Consider the following 24,173-nt stretch of genomic DNA (forward strand, 5'->3'; position numbering starts at 1 on the left):
CTGGAAATCTAAAGGCGGATAAAGCGGCGGCGGCCCCTGCTTTTCCGTGCGGCCGGGGCCGCATCCGCTTGCGGGTGCGCACGCTGCGGGCGGTGTGCGAGCGCCCGTCGGTGCTTCAAAAAATATAGCTGCCAGCGCTTGCTGGGTAAGCGCTAGCGTTCGATTTGAGCTAAAAAACCTGGGCGGTCAGAAGCCCAGGCTGGCCAGCAAGTCGTCCACTTGCGACTGGTCGGTGACCACGTCGGGGGTGTTCTCGGGGTCCACCACCGGCCCTTGCAGGTGCACGGGCCGGGCCGGTTCGGCAGGCATCTGCGCGCTCGGCGGGGCGGTCTGGATCAGCAGTTGCACCAGCTGCTCCTCGATGGTGGCGGCCAGGTTCACCACGCGGGCGATCACCTGCCCGGTGAGGTCGTGGAAGTCCTGCGCCATCATGATCTCGGTGAGGTGCGTGTCGGCTTCCTTGGTCACGCGTTCCACATCGTGGAGGAAATTCATGATTTCCCCCTTGGCCACCGCCGCCACGGGGTCCTTGACCAGCGAGGCCACCACCCGGCGGGTCTCTGCCGCGATGAAGTCGTGCTGGGCCTTGGCCTGCTCGACGCGGTTGAGCACCTTTTCCGCGGCCTCGCCCGTCAGGCGGGCGATATAGGACAGGCGGCTTTGCGCGTCGGGCAGTTCGCCCATGGAGCCGCGCAGCTTCTCGGCATAGCCCAGCTCGTTGAGCGAGTCGTGCAGCTGGCGCGTCAGCAGGCCGATCTTGTGGTGTACGTCGGCGTCGCCGGGCGGCGGGCTGTTGTCCGGTGTGGCGTCCATGGTGTCATAGCCCCATCTTCTTCAGGATCAAGGTCACTTTCTCTTCCAGCGTGGCCTTGGTGAAGGGTTTGACGATGTAGCCCGCAGCGCCGCCCTGGGCGGCCGCCACGATGTCTTCCTTGCGCGCTTCGGCCGTCACCATCAGGACGGGCAGGTGCTTGAGCTTCTCGTCCTTCTTGATTTCCGCCAGCAACTGGAAGCCGTTCATGTTGGGCATGTTGATGTCGGTCACCACGAAGTCGAACTTGCTGTTGCGCAGCTTGTTGAGCGCGGCCACGCCGTCTTCGGCCTCATCGGCATCGGCAAAACCGCTTTCCTTGAGCAGGTTGCGCACGATGCGCCGCATGGTGGAGAAGTCGTCAACGATCAAAAAACGAAGGGCTGTGGTCACGTGGGACCCTTTCGGTCGGAAATGGCTGTAAGTATTTTCATGGGCGGCAGGTTTGGTGACAAGTCGTTACGTTCACCTGCCCGGGGGGGGATTTTCCCGCTTTTCATCCAACAATTCTGTGGAGGTGATTTCGGGAACCCCTTTGCCCATGAGGCGTTCTTCGGCTTCGCGGGTCAGCACCGTGATGGTGATGCGCCGGTTGGCGGGGGAGCGGGGGTTGGCGGGGTCCAGCAGATCGCTGGCCGCCAGGCCCACCACGCGCCCCAGTTTAGCGTCCGGCATGCCGGCGGCGACCAGTTCGCGCCGCGAGGCGTTGGCCCGGTCGGCCGAGAGTTCCCAATTGCTGTAGCCGCGCTCGCCGTTGCCATAGGGGGTGGCGTCGGTGTGCCCGGCCAGGCTGATGCGGTTCTCCACCCCGCCGAGCGCGGCACCGATCTCCCGCAGGATGTCGCGCATGTAGGGTTTTACCAACGCACTGCCGCTGTCGAACATGGGGCGGTTCTGGTCGTCCACGATCTGGATCTGCAGGCCGTCGGGCGTGATGTCGATGCGGATCTGGGACTTGTACTCGTTCAGGCGCGGGTTTTCGGTGATGAGCGCATCGATCTTCGCTTCCAGCGCCTTGATGCGCTCATGGTCCTGCCGCGCCCGCTCCGCGCGCGCGGCGTCGATGCTCATGCGGCGCTGCTTGGCCGCCTCGTCGTCGGAGCGCCGCACCTGGCCGTGCACCTTGGACAGGTCGTTGCCCCCGCCCGGGATCACGCTGGAGCTGTTGCCCGCGCCGTCGCCCCCGGTCATCGCCACCTTGAGGGGCGACGCGAAATAGGCAGCAATCCCCTGCAGCTCGCCCTTGGCGGTCGAGCCGAGGAGCCACATCAGCAGGAAGAACGCCATCATGGCCGTCACGAAGTCGGCGTAGGCGATCTTCCAGGCACCGCCGTGCACCGCGTGGCCGCCTTTCTTGATGCGCTTGACGATGATGGGCTGGAGCTTCTTTTCTGCCATGGGGGTCCTACCGGCTCAGGGGCGCTGCGGCTGCAACGGCGGCGCGGCTACTTCTTGCCCCGCACGTGGCCTTCCAGCTCGGTGAAGCTGGGGCGCACGGTGGAGAACAGCACCTTGCGGCCAAACTCGATGGCCGTGGCCGGGTTGTAGCCCTGCATGCTGGCCAGCAGCGTGGACTTGATGCACTGCAGTTCCTTGGCGGCGTCCTCGGTCTTTTGCTCGACCAGCCCGCCCAGCGGCTCCACCACGCCATAGGCCAGCAGAATGCCCAGGAAGGTCCCCACCAGCGCCGAGCCGATCATGCCGCCCAGCACCGAGGGCGGCTGCCCCACCGAGCCCATGGTGTTGACCACGCCCAGCACGGCGGCCACGATCCCGAAGGCGGGCAGGGCGCCGGCCAGCCGCGCCAGGGCGGCCACCGGGGCATGGGCTTCCTGGTGGTGGGTTTCGATCTCGCTGTCCATCAGCGCCTCGATCTCGTGCGAATTCAGGTTGCCCGACACCATCATGCGCAGGTAGTCGGTGGTGAACTCGATCACGTGGTGGTCGCTGCCCACGGTGGGGTATTTCTTGAAGATTTCGGACTCGTGGGGCGCCTCGACATCCTTCTCGATGGCCATCAGGCCCTCCTTGCGGGCCTTTTGCAGGATGTCGTAGAGCATGGCCATGAGCTCCATGTACCGCTCCTTGGTGTACTTGGAGCCCTTGAGCGCCATGGGCAGTGCCGCCAGCGTGGCCTTGATCACCTTGGGCTGGTTGTTCACCACGAAGGCCCCCAGCGCGCCGCCCAGGATGGTGATGATCTCGAAAGGCAGCGCCTTCAGGATCACGCTGATATTGCCCCCGTGCACGATGTACACGCCGAAGATGCAGCCGAGGCAGACGATGTAACCGATGAGGACGAACATGCTTTAAGCGAAGGAGTGCAGCGAGGGGGAAACTTCGCGGCCCGCCGAAAGGTTCGGGAGCCGCCCGGCGGGTCGCATTGTTCCTAAATGTATCGGATTGCGGGGGCGAGGGGCAAAAGCGCCGGCGCGAAACGTCGCGTTCTTGCCCACGTGCCGGCGCCCTGGCGCGCGCCGGGATGGAAAAAAGAGGCCCGCAGGCCTCTGATTCTCATGCGATGGCCATGGGCTGCGCCGGGTTGGGGGCAATCGCTCGCTGCGGGCCGGGGATTTAGCCCTTGAGCAGGGCCAGCACGCCCTGGGGCAGCTGGTTGGCCTGGGCCACCATCGCGGTGCCGGCCTGCTGCAGGATCTGGGCGCGCGACAGGTTGGCCGTTTCTGCGGCGAAGTCCGCATCCTGGATGCGGCTGCGCGATGCCGACATGTTTTCCGACGACAGCTGCAGGTTCGAGATCGTGGTTTCGAAGCGCGACTGCAGAGCGCCGAAGCTGGCGCGCTGGCCGTTGACGGCGGCCAGGGCCGAGTCAATGATCTTCAGCGCCTTGGTGGAGCCGTCCACCGTGGACACGTCGATGGTGTTGACGGCGGCCAGCGTCGACGAGGGGGCTGCCGTGTCGAAAAGGGCGGAGGTGGACGTGGCGTCGAACGAGAAGCCCTTGTCGGACTTGAACTCCAGCGTGCCCACGGACACGGCGGTACCGCCGGCGGCTGCCGCGGTGAAGGCCGCGCCAAAGCTCTGCGTGCCGCTGCTCAGGGTGGTGGCCGCATTGCCCGCTGCCAGGGTGACGTTCGAACCCGCGGCGGAGTTGTTCGTGATGTCGATGTTGGCGCCTGACTCGCTGGTCAGGATCAGGCCGTCCGCGGTGCTGTTGAGCTTGGCCGTGACGCCGGTCTGCGAGGACACGTCGTTGAAGGCCTTCACGGCCTCGGCCAGGCCGGCCGCCGTATTGATGGCGCCGACGCTGAAGGTCACGTTGGCGGCCGTGGAGTTGTCGCCCTTCACGGCCAGGGAATAGGACGCGTTGGCCCCTGTGACCTTGAACTCGGACACGTTGCGGGCAATCGCGGTGACGCCGGTGGCGTCCGAGGCCGCGTTGACGGCTGCGGCGGCCGACGCAGCGGTGTCCGCCGCGGTCAGCGTGACGGTTTTGGACTGGATCCCGTTGATCACCAGCGTGCCGGTCAGCGGCGTGGCCGTCGCGGCAGCCTCCACCAGTTTGGAGCCGTACAGCTGCGCGCCATAAGTGGTGGTGCGGAAATTGCCGGTGGTGGCCGTGATGGTCTGGTTGGCGTTGGCGCCCACCTGGAAGGTGGCCGAGCCGAAGGAGCCGTCCAGCAGCTTCTGGCCGTTGAATTCGGTGGTTACGGAGATGCGGTCCAGTTCGGACAGCAGCTGGCCCACTTCGGCCTGGATGGCCTTGCGGTCGCCGGCGGAGTTGGAGGCGTTGGCCGACTGCACGGACAGTTCGCGCACCCGCTGGAGAATGCTGCTGGCGCCCGCCAGGGCGCCTTCCGCCACCTGGGCCAGGGAAATCCCGTCGTTGGCGTTGCGCACGGCCTGGTTCAGGCCGCGGATCTGAGTGGTGAAGCGCTCCGAGATCGCCAGGCCGGCGGCGTCGTCCTTGGCGCTGTTGATGCGCAGGCCCGACGACAGGCGCTGGATGGAGGTGCTGAGCGAGGCCTGGCTCATGCCCAGGTTGCGCTGGGCGGTCAGAGAGCTGATGTTGGTGTTGATAGTAGCTGCCATGGATATGCTCCTTGAAGGCTTGAAAAACCAAATCTGCGCCGGTAGAAGCTCCACCGTCCGGCAGACGAGACGGGAACGATGGGTGGATTGTGAAAGTGGAGCGCCCGGCGCAGTGGTGCGATAAGGCGCAAAAAAACCCCGCAACTTGTGGGTTCCGCCCTAAAGTTTCCCCAGCGGGTACCGAAAACAATTGCAACGGGACGTTATTGCCCCGCCGTTCTACAGAAGGCCATCCCGGCGCTGTGAACTGTTGGGCCAGGTCCCTTGCCTGGCGCAGATTGGCGGCAACGCCAGATTCAGTCGGTACTTTTCAGGAGATTTGTAATGGCTTCCACCATCAATACCAACATCAGTTCTTTGACCGCTCAGCGCAATTTGGGCATGAGCCAGGCTTCGCTGGGCACCTCCATCCAGCGCCTGTCGTCGGGCCTGCGCATCAACAGCGCCAAGGACGACGCCGCCGGCCTGGCGATCTCGGAGCGCTTCACCAGCCAGATCCGCGGCCTGAACCAGGCGGTGCGCAATGCCAATGACGGCATCTCGCTGGCGCAAACCGCTGAAGGCGCGCTCAAGGCTTCGGGCGACATCCTGCAGCGGGTGCGTGAACTGTCCGTGCAGTCGGCCAACGCCACCAACAGCGCTTCGGACCGCAAGGCCATCCAGGCCGAAGTGGGCCAGCTGCTGTCCGAGCTGGACCGCATCTCCACCACCACCGAATTCAATGGCCAGAAGCTGCTGGACGGCTCCTTCGGTTCGGCCACCTTCCAGGTGGGCGCCAACGCCAACCAGACCATCACGGCCACCACCGGCAATTTCCGCACCACCACCTACGGTGCGCAGATCAACAACAGCAAGCTGGTGGACGCCGCTGCGACCGCCACGGCCCTGACGGGTACGATCGTGATCGCCGGCCTGCAAACCAAGACCGCGACGCTGGGCGCCACCGACACCGCCGCCACCGCGGCTGCCGCCATCAACGCGCTGTCCGACGCCACCGGCGTGACCGCATCGGCCCGCAACGTGTCCGAACTCAAGTTTGCGGCCACCGGCGCCGTGTCTCTGGCAGTCAAGGGCGACAACTCCACCGCCGCCAACGTCACCTTCAACGTGTCGGGCAACACGGCTGCTGGCCTGGCCGAAGCTGTCAAGGCCTTCAACGATGTGGCGTCGCAAACGGGCGTCACCGCCAAGCTGAACTCCGCAGCGGACGGCATCATCCTCACCAACGAGGCTGGCGCCAATATCGACCTGACCAACAACAGCGCCACCGTCGGCATCACGCTGGCAGCGCAAAACGCCGAAGCCGCAACGACGCCGACCTTTGGCGCGGCCACGGCTGCTGCTGCCGCCGGCGGTACCGTGGTGTCGCGTGGCACGCTGGAGTTCGCATCCGACAAGGGCTACTCGATCACCGGCACGTCTGCACTGGCATCCACCACGGCAGCTTCTTCGCTGAAGGCCGTGAACACCATCGACGTGTCCACGGTGGACGGCTCCACCAAGGCGCTGAAGATCATTGACTCGGCCCTGGCCGCCGTCAACGGCCAGCGTGCCAGCTTCGGTGCCCTGCAGTCGCGCTTTGAGACCACGGTGAACAACCTGCAAGGCACGGCGGAAAACATGTCGGCATCGCGCAGCCGCATCCAGGACGCGGACTTTGCGGCAGAAACGGCCAACCTGTCGCGCGCCCAGATCCTGCAGCAGGCCGGCACCGCGATGGTGGCCCAGGCCAACCAGCTGCCCCAGGGCGTGCTGGCCCTGCTGCGCTGATCGCCGTAGCGCGGGGTTGACATAGCGGGAGGCGGGCCTGGTGCACAGGCCCGCGCCCGCCAAAAAAGCGGAGGCGATTGAATCGCCGCCGCTTTCTTCCTTTCCGGCCGCGTTGCAGCGCGGCGGATTGGCGGCCTTCTCGGGTGCTTATCGGCTGGACGCAAGCAGCCGAAGGCCTTGATAATTTCGGGCGGAATCAACCCGATATGGATCCAGGAGGTGGGACATGGCTAGCTTTTCATCGATAGGTATCGGCCTGGGCGGCAATGTGGACGTCAATGGCCTGATCAAAGCGTCGGTCGATGCAGTGAAGGCCCCGATCACCCGGACCAACGGGCTCAACCAGCAGGCCGCACTGACCAACGCCAAGGTGTCTGCGTTCGGGCAATTCAAATCCCTGGTGTCCACCTTGGCCGACGCGGCCAGCAAGCTGGGCAGCGTCACGGGATGGAACGGCGTGAGTGCCACGTCGGCAAAGCCGGACGTCGTCTCGGTGTCTGCCGTGGGCGGCACCGCCCCCACGGCCTTCAATGTGCAGGTGCAGAACCTGGCCAAGGCCCAGACCACCATCTCCGTGGCCTTGTCGCCCGTGAGCCAGGCGGTGGGCGCCGGGACCCTGACGCTGGAGGTCGGCAAGTGGTCGGGCGAGCCCAAGGTCTTCACGATGGGCAATGCCGGGGCCGTCAATGTCGAGGTCAGCGCCACGGACACTCTGGGCGATATCGCGAGCAAGATCAATGGATCCAAGGCGGGCGTGACCGCCACCGTGCTGAGCGATGCCACCGGCGAGCGCCTGATGCTGCGCAGCAGCACGACGGGCGAGGACGCGGGCTACCGGATGAGCGCGACGGATGCCGACGGCAACCTGGCCGACGGCGCCGGTCTGTCGCGGCTGGTGACGGGGGGAACGACGGAGTACGCGATGAATGCCAACGCGACCGTCAACGGCGTGGCGGTCACGTCGGGCACGAATACCTTTGCCAATACGGTCTCGGGCGTCACCTTCACCGCGTTGCAGGTGAGCTCCAGCGACGTGGCGGTCACCGTGGCCAAGGACAACTCCGCGGTCAAGAAGAACATTGAAGCCTTCATCAGCGCCTACAACGCCATCAACCAGGCGTTGAACGATGTGACGAAGTACGACAAGGAAACGAAAACGGCCGGCCTGCTGCAGGGCGACAGCGGCGCGGTGAACCTGCAAAACACCTTGCGGTCTGCGCTGCAGTCCGTGAACAGCTCGGGGGCCTTGCGCAACCTGTCTGCCGTGGGCGTGGTCACCGAAGGCGGCTTGGGCAATGTTTCGCCCACGGGCAACCTGACGCTTGACGTGACCAAGTTCAACAAGGCCATGGAAACCCCCGACGAGGTCAAGGCCTTCTTCCGCGGGCCGGATGGCGGGAACGTGGCAGATGGCTTTGCCGGCAAGTTCGGCGCCATCACCACCAAGCTGCTGGCATCGGATGGGTTCTTTGCCACCAAGACCAAGGTGTACGAGCAGGCGCTCAAGCTCAACGCCAAGGATGTCGAGACCATCAATGACCGTGCGGACCGGCTGGAGAAGAGCCTGACGGCGCGCTACACCGCCCTGGACACCAAGATGTCCAGCCTGAACGCGCTGAACGCCTATATCGCGCAGCAGGTCACGTCCTGGAACAAGCAGTCGGGGTGAACGAGGGGCTTCAGTTTTTCTGGCGCAGGCCGATAACTCAAGTAATACCTCGGAAGGATTGTCAGCATGTTCAGCGCCTACAGCCCCCGTGCAGCCAACGCATACCAACGCATCAACGTGGAAACCAGCATGCACACGATCGACCAGCACCAGCTGGTCAGCCTGCTGTATGAAGGGATCCTCAACTCCATCGCCACGGCGCGCGGCGCCATGGCGCGCGGCGACGTCCTGGGCAAGGTCAACGCCATCTCCAAGGCCGTGCGCATCCTCGAAGAAGGCCTGAGCACCTCACTGGACAAGGTCGACGGCGGCGAACTGGCCCAGAACCTGGGCGCGCTGTACGACTACTGCATGCGCCGCCTCATCCTGGCCAACGCCCGCAACGACGACGCGATGATGCAAGAGGTCATGCGCCTCATCGAGCCGGTGGCCCAGGGCTGGAACGAAATCAAGAAAACCGGCGGCACGGCTTCGGCCAGTGCGCCCGCCACCGCTGGCCAGCCCGTGCTGGCGGAGGCCTGAACCATGTCCCACATGCTTATTGACTACTACAAGGCGATCGAGGACAGCAGCGCCAAGATGCTGGAGGCCGCCAAACTGAAGGACTGGGACGGCGTGGTGCGCTACGAAGGCGCCTGTGCCGTGCTGATCGAGCAGCTGCGCTACAAGTCGCAGGAGCACGAGCTGCTGCCCGAGCACCGCCGCGAAAAGACCCGGATCATGCAGCGCATCTTGCGCAACGACGCCCAGATCCGCTGCCTGGCCGAGCCCTGGCTTGCGCAGTTCGAGCACCTGTTCGAAGGCCAGCCGCAGATGATGCATTGAGGCCTGGCGAAGACCCGGCCAGAACAAAGCCGGCCCAAGCCGACCCCTGGGGGTCGGCTTTTTTATGGGTTAAATCGGGCTCTGGCGCTTATTCATCAAGCGCGAATAGCTATCAAATTAGTAGCAATTTCATGGGGCGCTGGTGATTGCCTGCACCGCCGCCGCGGGTGTACAGGCGGAGTGAGGGGTCGTGCGGACAGGCAGCCTCTTCCTCTGCTATGGCGAAAAACGCCCCCAGCGCCCATCCAGCAAGCGCCAGCAGCTACAGAATCAGGAGTTGCTACCGCCACTGCACGTCGATACTGGCGCGTCCCAGGCCAGTGCAGCCAAGCAAGGGGCCGCCCCGCAGCGAGGGCTGCGTCCCCCAGCCCACAGCGCGCAGCGCTGTGAGAGCGGGGGGAAGGCGCGCAGCGCCTCAGAGGGGGCTCCTAGCTACACCTGCATGTTCATGATGTCGGTATAGGCCTGCACCATCCGGTTGCGCACATGCAGTGTGGCCTGGAACCCGATCTGGGCCTTCTGGATCGCCACCATGGTTTCTTCCAGGCTGACGGAGGGGTTTTCCATCTGCACCTCGGTCTGCAGGTCGGTCGCGCGGTTCTGGGCGGCGCTCACGGACTGCAGCGCACCCTTGAGGGCGCCGGAGAAGCCCACTTCGTTGTTGCCGCCCGCGGCTTGCGGCGCCGCGGCACGGCGCGCCAGGCCAGCGCCCGTGAGCGGGGCGGTCGAGCTTGAGATGCGAAGGTCCATGGCAGTGTCCGGGGGAATGGCGGTATGCTGCGTATCCTAGCCATGGCGCCCCGGCCCATCCTGCGGAAATGATGGCCAAACGCGCGGCTTATTCAGCGAACATTTTGGGGGCCTGCCCGAATAATCGAGCCCACGCTGAGGTCCGTTTGCCGGGCCCGCCCTACTGGAATGCAAGATGTCTGCAGTTGCTGAAGTCCCTCTCACTCCCCCTGTCAGCCCCGCGCCCAACTGGCTGCAGCGGCTGTCCGCCCTCGACCGGGCGCAGCGCATGCGGCTGGGTGTGGGCGCAGCGCTCCTGGTGGCCGTGGCCATCGCCGCCATCGTCATGGGGCGCCAGCCTGACTACCGGGTGCTGTTTGCCAACCTGAGCGACAAGGACGGCGGCGCCATCGTGGCGCAGCTGTCGCAGATGAACGTGCCTTACAAGTACGCGGACGGCGGCGGGGCCATCCTGATCCCTTCGGACCGCGTGCACGACGTGCGGCTGCGCCTGGCCACCCAGGGCCTGCCCAAGGGCTCGGTGGCGGGTTTCGAGCTGATGGAGTCCAGCAAGTTCGGCATGACGCAGTTCCAGGAGCGGCTGAACTTCCAGCGCGGCCTGGAGGGCGAGCTCACCCGCTCCATCCAGGCGCTGTCGTCGGTGCAGAGTGCGCGCGTGCACCTGGCGCTGCCCAACCAGAACGGCTTTTTCCGCGAGCAGCAAAAGCCTTCCGCCTCGGTGCTGGTGAGCCTGTACCCCGGCCGCATCCTGGACCGGGCGCAGCTGGCGGGCATCGTGCACCTGGTTGCGTCCAGCGTGCCCGAGCTGGCGCCCTCGGCGGTCAGCGTGCTCGATGACTCGGGCAAGCTGTTGTCGCAGTCGCCCGATACGGCGGCCGGCACGGGCGCCGATGCGCAGCAGCTGCTGTACGTGCAGCAGATCGAGCAGCAGTACACCCGGCGCATTCTGGACATCCTGGAGCCGGTGGTGGGCCGCAACAATGTCAAGGCGCAGGTGACGGCCGAGGTGGACTTCAGCCAGACGGAGTCCACGTCGGAGCAGCACCGCCCCAACCTGGCCACCGATGCCAGCGCCATCCGCAGCCAGCAGATCGTGGAAAGCACCGGTCCCCAGGGCAACCCGCTGCCCACGGGCGTGCCGGGCGCCACCAGCAACCAGCCGCCCGCACCGGCCACGGCGCCCATCAACGGCGCCAACCCGGCGCCGACGGCCGCCGGCCAGCAGGCCCAGGGCGCCCAGACGGCGCCCAGCAAGCGCGAATCCATCACCAACTACGAGGTCGACAAGACCGTGCGCGTGACCCGCGGCGGCAGCGGCGCGCTCAAGCGGGTCAGCGCGGCGGTGGTGGTGAACTACCAGTCGGTGGAAGACAAGGGCAAGACGGTGACCAAGGCGCTCACGCCCGAGCAGCTGGAGCAGATGACGGCGCTGGTGCGCGAGACGATCGGCTTCAACCGCGACCGGGGCGACTCCGTCAACCTCATGAACACGCCGTTCCAGGTGGAGGCCACGCCGACCACCGATATTCCGCTGTGGAAGCAGCCGGAGATGATCGAACTGGCCAAGACCTTCGCCTGGCCGGTGGGTGCCGTGCTGTTTGCCGCCCTGGTGCTGATGGGCCTGGTGCGCCCGGCCCTCAAGGGCGCCAGCCCCGAGGCCGCCAAGGCACGGGCCACCCCCCTGGCGGGCGGCCAGCTGGACGCGCTGGAGTCCGAGACGCCCGAGCGGCCCGCGCTGCCCGCGCCCAGTGCCAAGAACGAAGTGCTTCCCGCCACGCCGGAGCAACTGCGCCTGGAAGAGGCGCGGGTGCTGGCCAAGGAAAACCCGATGGCTGTGGCCAATATCTTGAAGACCTGGCTGAACGGCGAGCCGGTCTGACGCCCCCAACGCAGGACGACAACGACCATGGACGAGCAAGGACTCAACGACGCCGCCATCATGCTGATGTCCCTTGGCGAAGAGGAGGCGGCCGAGGTCTTCAAGCATTTCTCGCCCAAAGAGGTGCAGAAGCTGGGCGAGACCATCGCGCGCATGCGCTCGGTCTCCCGCGACAAGGTGGACGAGGTCATCAACAAGTTCTCCAACGCCGCCGCGGCGCAGAGCCTGCTGGTGTCCGACACCGGCAACTACGTGCGCGCCGTGCTCAAGCGCGCGCTGGGCGACGACAAGGCGGGGCTGCTCATCGACCGCATCCTGCAGGGCGGGGACGTCTCGGGCATTGAAAGCCTCAAGTGGATGGACCCGCTGTCCGTGGCGGAGCTGCTGCGCAACGAGCATCCGCAGATCGTGGCCGCCATCCTCGTGCACTTGGACTCGGACCAGGCCTCAGGCATCCTGATGCACCTGACCGACCGCCAGCGCAGCGAGATCCTGCTGCGCGTGGCCACCCTCGAAGGCATCCAGCCCACGGCCCTCAAGGACCTGAACGAGGTGCTGTTCAAGGTGCTCGCCGGCGGCGACAAGATCCGCAAGAGCTCGCTGGGCGGCGTCAAGGCGGCCGCCGAGATCATCAACCTGCTGGGCGGCAACATGGATGCCGTGGTGCTGGAGTCCATCCGCAGCTACGACCCCGACCTGGCCCAGAAGATCATGGACAAGATGTTCGTGTTCGAGGACGTGCTCAAGCTCGACGACAAGGCCATCCAGACAGTGCTCAAGGAAGTGGCGTCCGAGACCCTTATCGTCGCACTCAAGGGCGCCGTTCCCGAGCTGCGCGACAAGTTCCTGTCCAACATGTCCTCGCGCGCCGCGGAAGCGCTGCGCGAAGACCTGGAGTCGCGCGGCCCGATGCGGCTGTCCGAAGTCGAGGCCCAGCAGAAGGAAATCCTCAAGACGGTGCGCCGCCTGGCCGACGAAGGCCAGATCATGATCGGTGGTGGTGGTGATGATGCCTTCGTCTAGCCACCGCGCGTACACGCGCTTCATCCCCAGCGAGGAGCTGGGGGACTTCACGCAGTGGAAGTTCGGCGCGGTGGACGGCTCCGACCTGGTCGAGCCCGAACCCGAGCCCGTGCCGGAAATTCCCGTGGAGATTGACGAGGCCGCCCGGCAGGCGGAATTGCAGCAGGCCTGTGACGACGCCTATGCCCAGGGCTTTGCCCAGGGACAGGCGCAGACCGCGCTGGAATGGCAGCAGCGCCTGGACGGCTATGTGGCCCAGCAGGGCCAGGAGGCTGCCCAGCGCCTGCAGCAGGTGATGCAGACCCTGGATGCAAGCCTCATCGACATGCAGCAGCAGATGGCCCAGCAGTTGCTGGAGCTGGCATGCGACATCGCGCGCCAGGTGGTGCGCCAGGAACTGTCGGTCAACCCCAACGCGCTGCAGCCCGTGGTGCGCGAGGCCGTGGGCATGCTGGTGTCCGAGGGGCGCCCTGCCACGGTGCGCCTGAACCCCGCGGACATGGAGTCCCTGGCCGAGCCCTTGCGTGAGGAGTCCGGTGCGCCCGGCGTGCAATGGATGGCCGATGCCGCCGTGCCGCCCGGAGGCTGCCTGGTCGAGTCGGCCGGCACGGTGGTGGACGGCAGCCTCGACAAGCGCTGGCAGCGGGCCATTGCGGCGCTGGGCCTGCAGTCGCCGTGGGACGGGCCGGAGCACGCCGATGGCCGTTGAAACCTCGGCAGCCTGGGCGCGCCTGGTCGACGACGCCCGCGCACGCGTGGCGGAGGGCACGCCCCTGGAGACACGCGGCACGCTCACGCGGCTGACCGGCTTGGTGCTGGAGGCCGTGGGCATCCGCGTGCCGGTGGGCTCGCAGTGCATGGTCCAGATGCCGGGCCAGGCGCCCGTGCTCGCGGAAGTGGTCGGCTTCTCGGCGGACCGGGCGTTCCTGATGCCCGCGGGCGACATCCACGGCCTGTCCAGCGGGGCCAGCGTGGTCCCGGCCGCGCCCTACATTCCCATCCCCCGCCTGGGCGAGCCGTCGCGGGCCATCCAGCGCGCCGGCGTGCTGCGCCTGCCCATGGGCGAAGGTCTGCTGGGGCGCGTGGTGGATGCGCAGGGCCTGCCGCTGGACCATGGCGGACCCGTGCAGGACGTGGTGTCCGAGCCCATGGGCCGCCGCCAGATCAACGCCATGGACCGCGATCCGGTGCGCGAGTCGCTGGATACCGGCGTGCGCGCCATCAACGCGCTGCTGACGGTGGGACGCGGCCAGCGGCTCGGGCTGTTCGCCGGCTCGGGCGTGGGCAAGAGCGTGCTGCTGGGCATGATGGCCCGCTACACGCGGGCGGATGTCATCGTGGTGGGGCTCATCGGCGAACGGGGCCGCGAAGTCAAGGAGTTCGTGGAGGACATCCTGGGCGAAGAAGGCCGCGCGCGCTCGGTGGTGGTGGCCGCGCCGGCCGATGCTCCGCCGCTGCTGCGCATGCAGGGCGCCGCCTACGCCACGGCCGTGGCCGAACATTTCCGCGACAGGGGCAAGCACGTGCTGCTGCTCATGGATTCCCTCACCCGCTACGCGATGGCCCAGCGGGAAATCGCGCTGGCCATTGGCGAGCCGCCCGCCACCAAGGGCTATCCGCCGTCGTGTTTTGCCAAGCTGCCCCAGCTGGTGGAGCGCAGCGGCAACGGCCTGCACGGGGTGGGTTCGATCACGGCCTTCTACACCGTGCTGTCCGAAGGCGACGACCAGCAGGACCCCATTGCCGACGCGGCGCGCGCGATTCTCGACGGCCACATCGTGCTGTCCCGCGCGCTGGCGGAGACCGGCCACTTCCCGGCCATCGACATCGAGCAGTCGGCCTCCCGGGTCATGCACAACGTGGTGTCGCGCGGGCACTTCGACCTGGCCCGGCGCTTCCGGGCCGTGTACTCGCGCTACCAGAAGAGCCGCGATCTCGTGCAGGTGGGCGCGTACATGAGCGGCTCGGACCCCGCCCTGGACGAGGCCATCCGCCTGCAGCCCCAGATGGCGGCCTTCTTGCAGCAGGACATGTTCGAGGCCTCCACCCTGGACGGCAGCGTGGCCGACATGGCCGCGGTGCTGGGCCAGTGAACCATCGCAGACCGACTACAGCCAGCCCGCCATGTCCAGCAGCCTCAACGCCCTTTCCGTTGCCGTCGAAGTGGCCTCCCGCAAGCGCGACGAGGCCCGCAAGGTGCTGCAGGATGCGCTGGCCGCGCAGCAGGCGGCCCGCGCGCAGCTGCAGCAGCTGCAAGACTATGCGAACGAGACCCAGGCGCGCTGGGGCATGAAAGCCGACGCAACGGTCAAGCCCGAGGTGATGTACCACCACTACCAGTTAATGGACCGGCTCGGCCACGCGGCAGGCATCCAGGGCAACGTGGTGGAAGACCATGCAGCCCGCGTCGAGAACGCGCGCCGCGCCTTGCTGGAGGCGGAACTGCGGCTGGCCAGCCTGCAAAAAGTCATCGACAAGCGGCGCCGGGACCTGGAGCTGGCGGGCGTGCGGCGAGATCAGAAACAGACCGACGAGCGCGCGGCGCTGCAGTACCGCGGCCCGGCCCTGGGCGCATCGGTCCCGGAGTAAACACCATGGAACCCACCAAAATTTCTTCTTCTCAGGGCACTTCGTCACCACAGGCCGTGCGGCCCCGGACCGCAGCCTCGACGGCCGCAGGCCATGCTGGCAACGTGGACGAAACCGTCCCCTCGGGTGCTGGCGGGTTCCTGGCCTTGCTGGCGGCACTGGGCGACGCCACCGCGGCCGGCACCGAACTGCTGGACGCCCCGGCGGGGGCGGCCGATGTCCCGGCAGATGGGGCGGCGGCTCCCCATGGCGCTGCAGATGCTTCCGTGCTGGCGGCCTGGCAAGGCCTGCTGGTGCCGGCTGCGGCGGCCGGGCAGGACGCTGCTGCAGGCCGAGGCACCGCCGGCAGCGCGTCTGGCGGGGTCGCTGGTATCGACTCCGCTGCCGCAGGCCTGCCGGGGGCGCAGGGCCTGGCCGGCCCGGGGGGCGCCGCCGCAGCCGGACTGGCCACCGGGGCGGATGCGCGCCTGCAGGGCATGGTGGCGGAAACAGCGATGCTCGATGGTGCTGCGGACCGCAAGGATGGCATTGCGCTGGCCGGCGGCACGGCGCATGGCCGGCCGTCCTTCCGGTGGCAAGGCCCTCTGGGTGGCCGGCCGGACGTGCCCGACACCGGGGCTGGGCGTCTGCAGGCTGCCGGAGGCGCCGCCACCGCGGCGCAAGGCCTCCAGGCACCCTTGCTCTCGGCGCTGCATGCAGCGGCCGAATCTGTCGCGGCGGCTGGGGGGGGCGCCGGGCCGCAGGACCGTGGGGTGGGCCGTGCGGCGGACCCCGTAGCCGGATCCGCCCTGTCGGCGCCGCTGCAGGAGGGGCTGGCGGCTGCGCTGGGCGCCGCAGGCAATGGCGAGAGCGCCGCGGGCGGCAACCGCCGCGGCGACGGCGGCACCGAGGGCGGGGCGTGGCTGGACGCCGCGGCCGCGGGCCCCGCGCCGGCGGAGCCCGGGGCGGTGGACGGTGCGCCGTCCTTTGCCGATCCCTCGCAGGTCGGCGCCGAGGAGCAGGTTGCTGAACAGGTGGCCTACTGGGTCAACCAGAAAACCCAGAACGCGGAACTCACGCTCAACTCGGATGGCCAGCCGGTGGAGGTGTCGGTCACGCTGTCGGGCAACGAGGCCCATGTGTCATTCCGCAGCGACCAGGCGCACACCCGCGAGGTGCTGGACCGGAGCATGGCGCAGTTGAGCGAACTGCTGCGTGGCGAAGGGCTGGTGCTGTCCGGCATGTCGGTGGGCACGTCGGCAGGCTACCGCGACAACGCAGGGGGGCAGGCGGAAGGGCAGGACCGCCGTGACGGGGCACGGCAGGCCCGCGTGGTGGCGCCGGCACCGGCCGGCACGGCGCCCCTGTCGCGGGGCGGTGCCCCGGACCGGGCCGTCGACATCTTCGTGTAACCAGGCGCCCGGATCGGGGCGCAGGAGTGCGTGCCTCGTTGGGCGCGACGGGCTGAGCTGCCGCGCTCTGGCGCGGTGGGCTACTCCCTCGCGGGCCGGTGGTACAGGGTGCCGGGAATGCCGCATCCCGCGCGGCGCCGCCCGCCGGTGTAGCCCGGCGAATGCCATGGTTTTGGGCTTTTATTCTGGCTATTATTGGTCGCTCCCCCGCCCAATAATGGGCCATCGGCATTGCTCGCTCATGGACTGCGCGGGCGCAGCTTGCCTCCTCCTATTCCAAGGAACCCGCACCGTGTCAGCAAATACCCCCGCAGCAGCAGCCCCGGCCAAGAGCAAGAAGATGCTCATCATCATTCTGGGGGTGGTGGCCGTGCTCGTGATCGGCGGCGGGGCGGCCGCGTGGTTCCTGATGAGCCGGTCCCATGCGGACGATGAAGAGGGGAGCGCGGCCCCTGCGCACAAGGAGGCTCCGAAGGTCGCCCCCACGTTTCTGCCCTTGGAAAACATGGTGGTCAACCTGGCCGACCCGGGTGGCGACCGCTTTGCCCAGGTGGGCATCACCCTGGAGCTGGACGATGCCAAGACGGCGGAGCAGGTCAAGCAGTACCTGCCCGCCATCCGCAGCGGCATCCTCATGCTGATCTCGCAGCGCACCTCCAGCGAACTCCTGCAGCGCGAGGGCAAGGAGAAGCTGGCCAACGACATCCTGCGCGAAGTGTCCCGGCCCCTGGGCTTCTCCGTGCCCACGGAGCGCGAGCGCGCACGCGCCGCTGCCGCGGACAAGGAAGAGGATCCAGAAGAGCGGCCGCGCCGGCGGGTGGAGCGCAATCCGGTGCGGCGGGTGCTTTTCTCCAGCTTCATCATCCAGTGACCTTGGCAAGGACCTGTCATGAGTGATTCATTTCTTTCGCAGGAAGAAGTTGATGCCCTTCTGGAGGGCGTCACCGGCGAGAGCCAGAAGCAGGTGGAGGAAGTCGCCGAGGCGGGCTCGGTCCGCACGTACGACATCTCCAGCCAGGAGCGCATCGTTCGCGGCCGCATGCCGACGATGGAAATTGTCAACGAGCGGTTTGCGCGCAATTTCCGCATCGGCCTGTTCAATTTCATCCGCCGCAGCCCTGAAATCTCGGTGGGTACGGTGTCGGTGCAGCGGTACAGCGCGTTCCTGCGGGAGCTGGCGGTTCCCACCAACTTCAACATCGTGGCTATCCGGCCCCTGCGGGGCAGCGGGCTGATCGTTTGCGAGCCGTCGCTGGTGTTCGGCATCATCGACACGCTGTACGGCGGCGTCGGCAAGTTCCAGACCCGTATCGAAGGCCGGGACTTCTCCCCCACGGAACAGCGCGTCATCAACCGCCTGGTCGACGTGATCTGCGCCGAGTACAAGAAGGCCTGGCAGGGCATCTACCCCCTGGAGCTGGAGTACCAGCGCTCGGAGATGCAGCCGCAGTTTGCCAACATCGCCACCCCCAGCGAAATCGTGGTGTCCACCGCCTTTCAGCTGGAGATCGGTGACCTGTCGGGGGCGATCCACGTGTGCATGCCCTATGCCACGCTGGAGCCGATCCGTGACGTGCTGTACTCGTCCACGCAAGGCGACTCGATCGAGGTGGACCGCCGCTGGGTGCGGGTGCTGACGCGGGAAATCCAGGCGGCCGAGGTAACGCTGGTGGCCGAGCTGGCCCGTGCCGACGCCACGGTGGAGCAATTGCTGGCCATGAAGCCGGGCGATTTCATCGAGTTGGACCGGGAGCCCCGCATTCGCGCGTCGATCGGCGGGGTTCCCATTTTTGAATGCCAGTACGGAACCCACAATTCCCGGTACGCCATTCGCATTGAAGAATGCCTGCGCAGCTCGGACATGAGCTGGTTGGGAGAAAAAGATGTCAACTGAAGACGAAAACAAGGACGCCGCAGCGGAAGATCCGTTTGCGGGTTGGGCCGAGGCGCTGGAAGAGCAAAAGCGCACCGACGAAAAGCCCGCGGACGCCGAGCAAGGCGGACCGTTGTCCGGCGAGCCGGTGCGCCCCTTGTCCGGTGGCAGCGATGCGCCGGTCAACGACATCAACATGGTGCTGGACATTCCCGTCCAGCTGTCGGTGGAGCTGGGCCGCACCAAGGTGCCGATCAAGTACATCCTCCAGCTCGCGCAGGGCTCGGTGGTGGAGCTCGACGCTCTCGCGGGCGAGCCCATGGACGTGCTCGTCAATGGCTACCTCATCGCTCAAGGCGAGGTGGTGGTGGTGAACGACAAGTTCGGTATCCGCCTCACGGACGTGGTGACGCCTTCGGAGCGCTTGCGGCGGGTCAGCCGTGGATAGCGGCAACATGACCTCGACCCTGGTGGTGGTCGTGCTCTTCGTCGGTGCCATGGCGTTGCTGCCGTGGCTGGTCCGGCGGATGCAGCAGCGCCACGCGGCAGGCGGCACGGCGGCAGTCGCTGCCTCCAAGGTGCTGTCGGCCGTGACCGTGGGGCCCCACCAGCGCGTGGTGACTGTGGAAGTCGGACCGGAGCATGCCCGGACCTGGCTGGTGCTGGGCGTGACGGCCCAGCAGGTCAGCTGCCTGCATGTGCTGCCGGTGGGCGGGGGCGCGCAACCGGCGTCCGCATCCCGTACGGCCAGCCCTTCCTTTGCGCAAGAGATGGCATCCGCGGCATCTGCAGCAGGCGCTGCGGGGGCGGTGTCCCATGGCTGAGGTCTCCACGGTTCACCGCTGGCTGCTGCCCGGGGCCCTGGCCGCGGTCGCCCTGGCATCGCACGGCGCCGCGTTCGCGCAAGCATCGGCGGGCGCTCTGCCGTTGGTGGTGGGCAGCGGCCCGTCGGGCAACAGCTATTCGGTGCCCATCCAGACGCTGCTGTTCTTCACCGCGCTGTCGTTCCTGCCGGCCGTGCTGCTGATGATGACCGGCTTCACGCGCATCGTGATTGTCCTGTCGCTGCTGCGCCAGGCGCTGGGGACGCAATCGGCCCCGCCCAACCAGGTCATCATCGGGTTGTCGATGTTCCTGACCCTCTTCGTCATGGGGCCGACCCTGGACCGCGTGTACCAGGACGCCTACCTTCCCTACACCAAGAACACCATCAGCTTTGAGCAGGCGCTGGAAAAGGCCGAGGCCCCCATGCGCAGCTTCATGCTCAAGCAGACGCGGCAGTCCGACTTCGCCCTGTTTTCTCGCCTGGCCAAGCTGGACGCCTCGGTCACGGCCGAAACGGCGCCCCTGCGGGTGCTGGTGCCGGCCTTTGTCACCAGCGAGTTGAAGTCGGCGTTCCAGATCGGCTTCATGATCTTCATCCCGTTCCTGGTGATCGACATGGTCGTGTCGAGCATTCTCATGTCGCTGGGGATGATGATGCTGTCTCCCGTGCTGGTGGCGCTGCCGTTCAAGCTGATGCTGTTCGTGCTGGCGGACGGCTGGAATCTGCTGATCGGCTCGCTGGCGGCCAGTTTTGTCACCTGAAGGATGGTCCCGTGACTCCCCAAGTGGTTCTCACCATCGGGCGCGATGCCCTCACCCTGCTGTTGATGATCTCCATGCCCGTGCTGGCCGTGGTCATGGCGGTGGGGCTGCTGGTCAGCATCTTCCAAGCCGTGACACAAATCCACGAGGCCACGCTGGCCTTCGTGCCCAAGCTCATCGCGGCCATGGTGGTGTTTGCCATCGCGGGCCCCTGGATGCTCAGCACCCTGGTGGACTTTCTGCGCCGCACGATCGAGTCCATCCCGTCCATGGTCGGGTAGCGCATGAGGTCGGTCCTGGGGCGCGCAGGCCGGTTGCAGGGGCGGACGTGATCACGTTCTCCGAAGCCCAGCTGATGGCGTGGCTTTCGCCCGTCCTGTGGCCCTTCCTGCGCGTGCTCGCCGTCTTTTCGGTTGCTCCGGTGTTTTCCATGCGCGTGGTTCCCATGCGCGTGAAGATCGGGCTGGCGTTTCTCGTGGCCGTGTGCGCGCAGGCGGTCCTGGGCGACCAGCCCGTCATCAGCGTGAACGACCGTGCCGCCCTCGGGGCGGTGGCGCAGCAGGTGGCGGTGGGACTGGCCATCGGGTTCGCGGCCCGGCTCGTCTTCGCCGCGGTGGAGCTGGCGGGAGAAGTCATCGGCTTGCAGATGGGGCTCAATTTCGCGTCCTTCTTCGACCCCTCGTCCAACGCCCAGATCAGTGCTGTCGCGCGCTTTTTCGGGCACATGTCCATCCTGCTCTTCGTGGTCATCAATGGACACTTGCTGATTCTGATGGCGGTGGTCAAGAGCTTCGACCGCTTCCCGGTGGACGGCAATTTTCTGCAGGCCCTCGGGCAGATGCGGCTGCACGAGCTGGGCGCATCGCTCTTTTCCAGCGCCCTGTGGATCGCCCTGCCGATGATTGCGCTGCTGCTGTTCGTCAACCTCACGCTGGGCATCATTTCCCGCGTGGCACCGCAAATGAACATCTATGCCGTGGGCTTCCCGGTCACGCTGACGGTCGGGATGCTGGGCATCGTGGCCACGCTGCCGCTGCTGGAGCAGCCGGTGCTGGCCCTGATGCAGCAGGCCATCGACCTGTTTGCGGCGCAGCGGTAGGGCGGCTCCCAGTCCGTGGGCACGTTCTTACACCAGCTGGTTGCGGATGGCGTACACCGTGAGTTCCGCGTTGTTGGAGAGCTTGAGCTTTTCAAGCACCCGGGAGCGGTAGACGCTCACGGTCTTCGGGCTGAGCATCAGTTCCTCCGCGATGTCCGAGAGCCGGCGGCCCGACGCAATCTTGACCAGGGTTTGCAGCTCGCGCTCCGACAAGGCCGCATGCGGGGCCTCCGGGGTGGGTTGCGCGAGGCTGTCGGCAAGCATCTGCGCCACTTCGGCCGTCAGGTACTTGCGGCCCTGCATGACGGTGCGCACCGCGGAAATCAGCTCCACGGGGTCGCCCGCCTTGTTGGCATACCCCTGCGCCCCGGCCTTCAGGCACCGCAGGGCGTATTGGTCCTCGGGGTACATGGAGACCACCAGCACCTTGATGGCGGAATGGGTTTCGCGCAGGCTGGCGAGCACCTCCAGGCCGCTGCGGCCCGGCATGTTCAGGTCCAGGAGCAGCACGTCGCAGGGGGCGGAGCGCAGCACGTCCCGCAGCTCGGCATAGCCACCCGCCTCGCCGGTCACCCGGATGTCGGGCGCCTCGGCCAATGTGTCGCGTATGCCGCGCCGCAGGACGGCGTGGTCATCGCACAGGACCACATGAATCACTGCGCATCTCCTTGGGCTGGTGGTGACGACGAGGCGGATGTTAGCGGCACGGACAGGATGACGGACGTGCCGTGGCCTGGCCGGCTGCTGATGTCCAGCCATCCTCCCACCGTGCGGGCGCGCTCGCGCAGGCCTTTCAATCCAAAAGCCTTGGGCTTGTTCAGCAGGGCGGGGTCGATACCCACGCCGTCGTCCGTGATTTCCAGGGTCAACACCTCTTCCTTGTCGGAAAGGTCGATGTGGACCGTGCTGGCCTGGGCGTATTTGCTGATGTTGGTCAGGGCTTCCTGCGCCGTGCGGTAGGCGGCCAGCTGGATGTCGGCCGCGGCGTGGATGGTTTCGCTGCTGCTGACCACCCGCGCCGGGGTGCCCGAGCGGCGCTCGAATCCTGCGGCGAGCCACTGGATGGCGGCCACCAAGCCCTGCTCCAGCACGGGTGGGCGCAGGTTCATCATGATGCGCTGGCTCGCGCCGATGGCGTGCTGCAGCATTTCAGCGGCCGAGGCGGCATGCTCCTGCATCTGCGGATCGGCGCTGTGGCGTCCGATCCACGCCACATCGAAGCGGACCGCCGTCAGCGCCCCGCCGATATCGTCGTGGATTTCCCGGGCAATGGCGGCACGCTCCTGTTCGATGGAGGTCTGCAGGTGCTCCGCCAGGTTCGCCAGCTGGCGCTCCGACGCCTCCAGCTGGGCGACGGCCTGTTCGCGGGCCTGGCGCGCCTCGTGGACCTCCAGCGCCCGCGCAATCACGTGGGGCAGCCGCTGGAGATCGTCTTTCAGCAGGTAGTCCGCAATTCCCAGCCGGATGGCGTCCACGGCAGCGGCCTCGCCAATGGCGCCCGAAAGCAGGATGAAAGGGGGATGGTGCGGCTTTTGCGCCACATGTGCCCATGCGTCCAGTGCGGTGAATCCGGGCAGCCGGTAGTCTGCCAGGATGACGTCGAACGGCTGGCTGTCGGTGAGCCGCTGGAACTCTGGGAGCGAGTCCACCTGGAGGAATTGGCACACCCTGCCCGAGCGCCGCAACGTCAATACGGCCAATTCATGATCTGCCAATGAATCTTCAAGATGCAGGATGCTGAGAGCCCGGTCTGATGCCATGGGGACCATAGGGGCGCTATCATAGGATACAAATTGGAACAAACTTGGGGGCTTGTCCTGTGGGAATTGTTTCAGCGGTGGCATTGGAGGCTGGGTTGAGGGGGTGTTGACGCCACAGTGCGCGCGCCATTCCGACCCGCGGACGGTGCCGAGTTTCCGTGCTTTTTGCGTGCTTTGCTGCTACGTGCCGCGATGGAGAGACGATGCAATCTACGCTAACGACGTCTGGAGGACCTGCAGTCCAGGTTCCCGTCATGGTGGCGGCGGAACTGCAGGACTCATTGTTGGTGGTCATGCATGACCTGCACCGGCTGGAAGGGTTGCTCAACCATGCCACGGACAACCTGCTGGAGCGTTTTGGCGAAGCCAATGCCCTGCTCACGGATGCCGTGGTGGGCGATTCGCCGGAGCTTCTGGCCGCGCGGGCGGCGTTGCGCAGTGCCGTGACGGAATTGCAATTCCAGGACATGGCCTCCCAGCTGATCTTCCATACGACCAAAGTGCTGCAGGGGTGCGCGTTTCGCCTGGCATCGGAAGCCATGGGCCATGAGGAAGGCGAGGAGGCTGCCCCGTTTGCGGAGATGGCGCCCGACCGCCCCAACCCCGTGACCCAAAGCGAAATGGACGCGGGTTCTGTGGACCTGTTCTGACCTTCACACCGCCGGTAAATCTATATATTCAGCCAGTTGGAGCCTTACATGCAATCGATCCTTGCCGTAGATGATTCACCTTCTATGCGAAAAATGGTGTCGTTCACTCTGACAGGTGCCGGCTACAACGTGGTGGAGGCGGTCGACGGACAGGACGCGCTGGAAAAGGCCGAAAGCCACGACATTGACTTGGTGCTGGCGGACCAGAACATGCCCCGGCTCGACGGCATCGGGCTCACCCGCAAGCTGCGCGAGAACCCCAAGTTCAAGACGATTCCCATCCTGATCCTGACGACCGAGTCCAGCGATCAGATGAAGCAGGCAGGTCGCTCCGCGGGCGCGACAGGTTGGCTGGTCAAGCCTTTTGACCCCAACCGTCTGATCGAGGTTATTCAGAAAGTGATCCGCTGAGCCGGACGGTCCGGGGACACCACGTACACAGGAGCC

General features: G+C 66.5%; 27 protein-coding genes. 19 read left to right on the plus strand and 8 right to left on the minus strand.

What is annotated here, in order from left to right; translation table 11 throughout:
- Positions 1-186: 186 nt before the first annotated feature.
- From ACOYR3_RS04375 to ACOYR3_RS04395, 5 genes are all read right to left on the minus strand, one after another.
- Positions 187-813 (minus strand): protein phosphatase CheZ, encoded by a 627-nt coding sequence (locus ACOYR3_RS04375; protein WP_291485597.1) that lies wholly within the window; start codon positions 811-813, stop codon positions 187-189.
- A gap of 4 nt (positions 814-817) precedes the next feature.
- On the minus strand, positions 818-1,204 hold the full coding sequence (gene cheY / locus ACOYR3_RS04380) for a chemotaxis response regulator CheY (protein WP_040328086.1): 387 nt from the start codon (positions 1,202-1,204) through the stop codon (positions 818-820).
- A gap of 72 nt (positions 1,205-1,276) precedes the next feature.
- On the minus strand, positions 1,277-2,209 hold the full coding sequence (gene motB / locus ACOYR3_RS04385; RefSeq protein WP_422845272.1) for a flagellar motor protein MotB: 933 nt from the start codon (positions 2,207-2,209) through the stop codon (positions 1,277-1,279).
- 47 nt (positions 2,210-2,256) lie between these two features.
- Entirely contained in the window at positions 2,257-3,117 is an 861-nt protein-coding gene (gene motA, locus ACOYR3_RS04390) for a flagellar motor stator protein MotA (protein ID WP_422845273.1), read from the minus strand.
- Between the two features lie 268 nt (positions 3,118-3,385).
- Complete coding sequence (locus ACOYR3_RS04395) at positions 3,386-4,861, minus strand: flagellin (protein WP_422845274.1); 1,476 nt, start codon at positions 4,859-4,861, stop codon at positions 3,386-3,388.
- 324 nt (positions 4,862-5,185) lie between these two features.
- On the opposite strand from ACOYR3_RS04395, the gene ACOYR3_RS04400 reads away from it, so the two are divergent.
- The 4 genes from ACOYR3_RS04400 to ACOYR3_RS04415 all read left to right on the plus strand — a co-directional run bounded on the left by ACOYR3_RS04400 (position 5,186) and on the right by ACOYR3_RS04415 (position 9,125).
- Positions 5,186-6,631: a flagellin gene (locus ACOYR3_RS04400; protein WP_291485587.1), complete on the plus strand. Its 1,446-nt coding sequence runs from the start codon at positions 5,186-5,188 to the stop codon at positions 6,629-6,631.
- Positions 6,632-6,857: 226 nt separating this feature from the next.
- Positions 6,858-8,300, plus strand: a complete 1,443-nt coding sequence (fliD, locus tag ACOYR3_RS04405; RefSeq protein ID WP_422845275.1) for a flagellar filament capping protein FliD — start codon at positions 6,858-6,860, stop codon at positions 8,298-8,300.
- A gap of 66 nt (positions 8,301-8,366) precedes the next feature.
- On the plus strand, positions 8,367-8,822 hold the full coding sequence (gene fliS / locus ACOYR3_RS04410) for a flagellar export chaperone FliS (protein WP_422845276.1): 456 nt from the start codon (positions 8,367-8,369) through the stop codon (positions 8,820-8,822).
- Positions 8,823-8,825: 3 nt separating this feature from the next.
- Positions 8,826-9,125 carry a flagellar protein FliT gene (locus tag ACOYR3_RS04415; RefSeq protein WP_291485581.1) on the plus strand — a complete coding sequence of 100 codons (300 nt, stop codon included), beginning with the start codon at positions 8,826-8,828 and terminating at the stop codon, positions 9,123-9,125.
- A gap of 432 nt (positions 9,126-9,557) precedes the next feature.
- Here the strand turns inward: ACOYR3_RS04415 and fliE are convergent, their stop codons facing one another.
- Complete coding sequence (fliE, locus tag ACOYR3_RS04420) at positions 9,558-9,875, minus strand: flagellar hook-basal body complex protein FliE (protein WP_291489530.1); 318 nt, start codon at positions 9,873-9,875, stop codon at positions 9,558-9,560.
- Positions 9,876-10,050: 175 nt separating this feature from the next.
- Between fliE and fliF the strand changes: the two genes are divergently transcribed.
- From fliF to fliR, 13 genes are all read left to right on the plus strand, one after another.
- Positions 10,051-11,754 carry a flagellar basal-body MS-ring/collar protein FliF gene (gene fliF, locus ACOYR3_RS04425; protein WP_422845277.1) on the plus strand — a complete coding sequence of 568 codons (1,704 nt, stop codon included), beginning with the start codon at positions 10,051-10,053 and terminating at the stop codon, positions 11,752-11,754.
- Between the two features lie 27 nt (positions 11,755-11,781).
- A complete protein-coding gene (gene fliG / locus ACOYR3_RS04430) occupies positions 11,782-12,777 on the plus strand; it encodes a flagellar motor switch protein FliG (protein ID WP_422845278.1) in 996 nt (331 codons plus the stop codon).
- Positions 12,761-13,486, plus strand: a complete 726-nt coding sequence (locus ACOYR3_RS04435; protein ID WP_422845279.1) for a FliH/SctL family protein — start codon at positions 12,761-12,763, stop codon at positions 13,484-13,486. The genes fliG and ACOYR3_RS04435 overlap by 17 nt, the downstream gene beginning before the upstream one ends.
- A complete protein-coding gene (gene fliI, locus ACOYR3_RS04440; RefSeq protein WP_422845280.1) occupies positions 13,476-14,870 on the plus strand; it encodes a flagellar protein export ATPase FliI in 1,395 nt (464 codons plus the stop codon). The genes ACOYR3_RS04435 and fliI overlap by 11 nt, the downstream gene beginning before the upstream one ends.
- Before the next feature lie 31 nt (positions 14,871-14,901).
- Positions 14,902-15,366, plus strand: a complete 465-nt coding sequence (fliJ, locus tag ACOYR3_RS04445; protein WP_422845281.1) for a flagellar export protein FliJ — start codon at positions 14,902-14,904, stop codon at positions 15,364-15,366.
- Between the two features lie 5 nt (positions 15,367-15,371).
- Entirely contained in the window at positions 15,372-16,757 is a 1,386-nt protein-coding gene (locus ACOYR3_RS04450; RefSeq protein ID WP_422845282.1) for a flagellar hook-length control protein FliK, read from the plus strand.
- A gap of 292 nt (positions 16,758-17,049) precedes the next feature.
- The gene (locus ACOYR3_RS04455) at positions 17,050-17,628 is read left to right on the plus strand and encodes a flagellar basal body-associated FliL family protein (RefSeq protein WP_422845283.1); all 579 of its coding nucleotides are present in this window, start codon (positions 17,050-17,052) and stop codon (positions 17,626-17,628) included.
- Between the two features lie 18 nt (positions 17,629-17,646).
- Entirely contained in the window at positions 17,647-18,651 is a 1,005-nt protein-coding gene (gene fliM, locus ACOYR3_RS04460) for a flagellar motor switch protein FliM (protein ID WP_291489538.1), read from the plus strand.
- Positions 18,641-19,078 (plus strand): flagellar motor switch protein FliN, encoded by a 438-nt coding sequence (gene fliN, locus ACOYR3_RS04465; RefSeq protein ID WP_422845284.1) that lies wholly within the window; start codon positions 18,641-18,643, stop codon positions 19,076-19,078. The genes fliM and fliN overlap by 11 nt, the downstream gene beginning before the upstream one ends.
- Before the next feature lie 7 nt (positions 19,079-19,085).
- Entirely contained in the window at positions 19,086-19,454 is a 369-nt protein-coding gene (locus ACOYR3_RS04470; protein ID WP_422845285.1) for a FliO/MopB family protein, read from the plus strand.
- Entirely contained in the window at positions 19,447-20,217 is a 771-nt protein-coding gene (gene fliP, locus ACOYR3_RS04475; protein WP_422845286.1) for a flagellar type III secretion system pore protein FliP, read from the plus strand. The genes ACOYR3_RS04470 and fliP overlap by 8 nt, the downstream gene beginning before the upstream one ends.
- An 11-nt stretch (positions 20,218-20,228) precedes the next feature.
- Positions 20,229-20,498: a flagellar biosynthesis protein FliQ gene (fliQ, locus tag ACOYR3_RS04480; protein ID WP_291489542.1), complete on the plus strand. Its 270-nt coding sequence runs from the start codon at positions 20,229-20,231 to the stop codon at positions 20,496-20,498.
- 47 nt (positions 20,499-20,545) lie between these two features.
- Complete coding sequence (fliR, locus tag ACOYR3_RS04485) at positions 20,546-21,316, plus strand: flagellar biosynthetic protein FliR (RefSeq protein WP_422845287.1); 771 nt, start codon at positions 20,546-20,548, stop codon at positions 21,314-21,316.
- A 27-nt stretch (positions 21,317-21,343) separates the two neighbouring features.
- Here the strand turns inward: fliR and ACOYR3_RS04490 are convergent, their stop codons facing one another.
- Complete coding sequence (locus ACOYR3_RS04490; protein WP_422845288.1) at positions 21,344-21,973, minus strand: response regulator; 630 nt, start codon at positions 21,971-21,973, stop codon at positions 21,344-21,346.
- Positions 21,970-23,085 (minus strand): ATP-binding protein, encoded by a 1,116-nt coding sequence (locus ACOYR3_RS04495; RefSeq protein ID WP_422845289.1) that lies wholly within the window; start codon positions 23,083-23,085, stop codon positions 21,970-21,972. Before ACOYR3_RS04495 ends, ACOYR3_RS04490 begins: the two co-directional genes overlap by 4 nt.
- A gap of 194 nt (positions 23,086-23,279) precedes the next feature.
- On the opposite strand from ACOYR3_RS04495, the gene ACOYR3_RS04500 reads away from it, so the two are divergent.
- Positions 23,280-23,726: a hypothetical protein gene (locus tag ACOYR3_RS04500; RefSeq protein WP_291489545.1), complete on the plus strand. Its 447-nt coding sequence runs from the start codon at positions 23,280-23,282 to the stop codon at positions 23,724-23,726.
- Positions 23,727-23,774: 48 nt separating this feature from the next.
- Positions 23,775-24,137, plus strand: coding sequence for a response regulator (locus ACOYR3_RS04505; RefSeq protein ID WP_422845290.1), 363 nt, complete (start codon positions 23,775-23,777; stop codon positions 24,135-24,137).
- The last annotated feature ends 36 nt before the right edge of the window (positions 24,138-24,173 follow it).

It is taken from the genome of Acidovorax sp. M2(2025) (assembly GCF_049330835.1).
Taxonomy (GTDB): Bacteria; Pseudomonadota; Gammaproteobacteria; order Burkholderiales; family Burkholderiaceae_C; genus Acidovorax.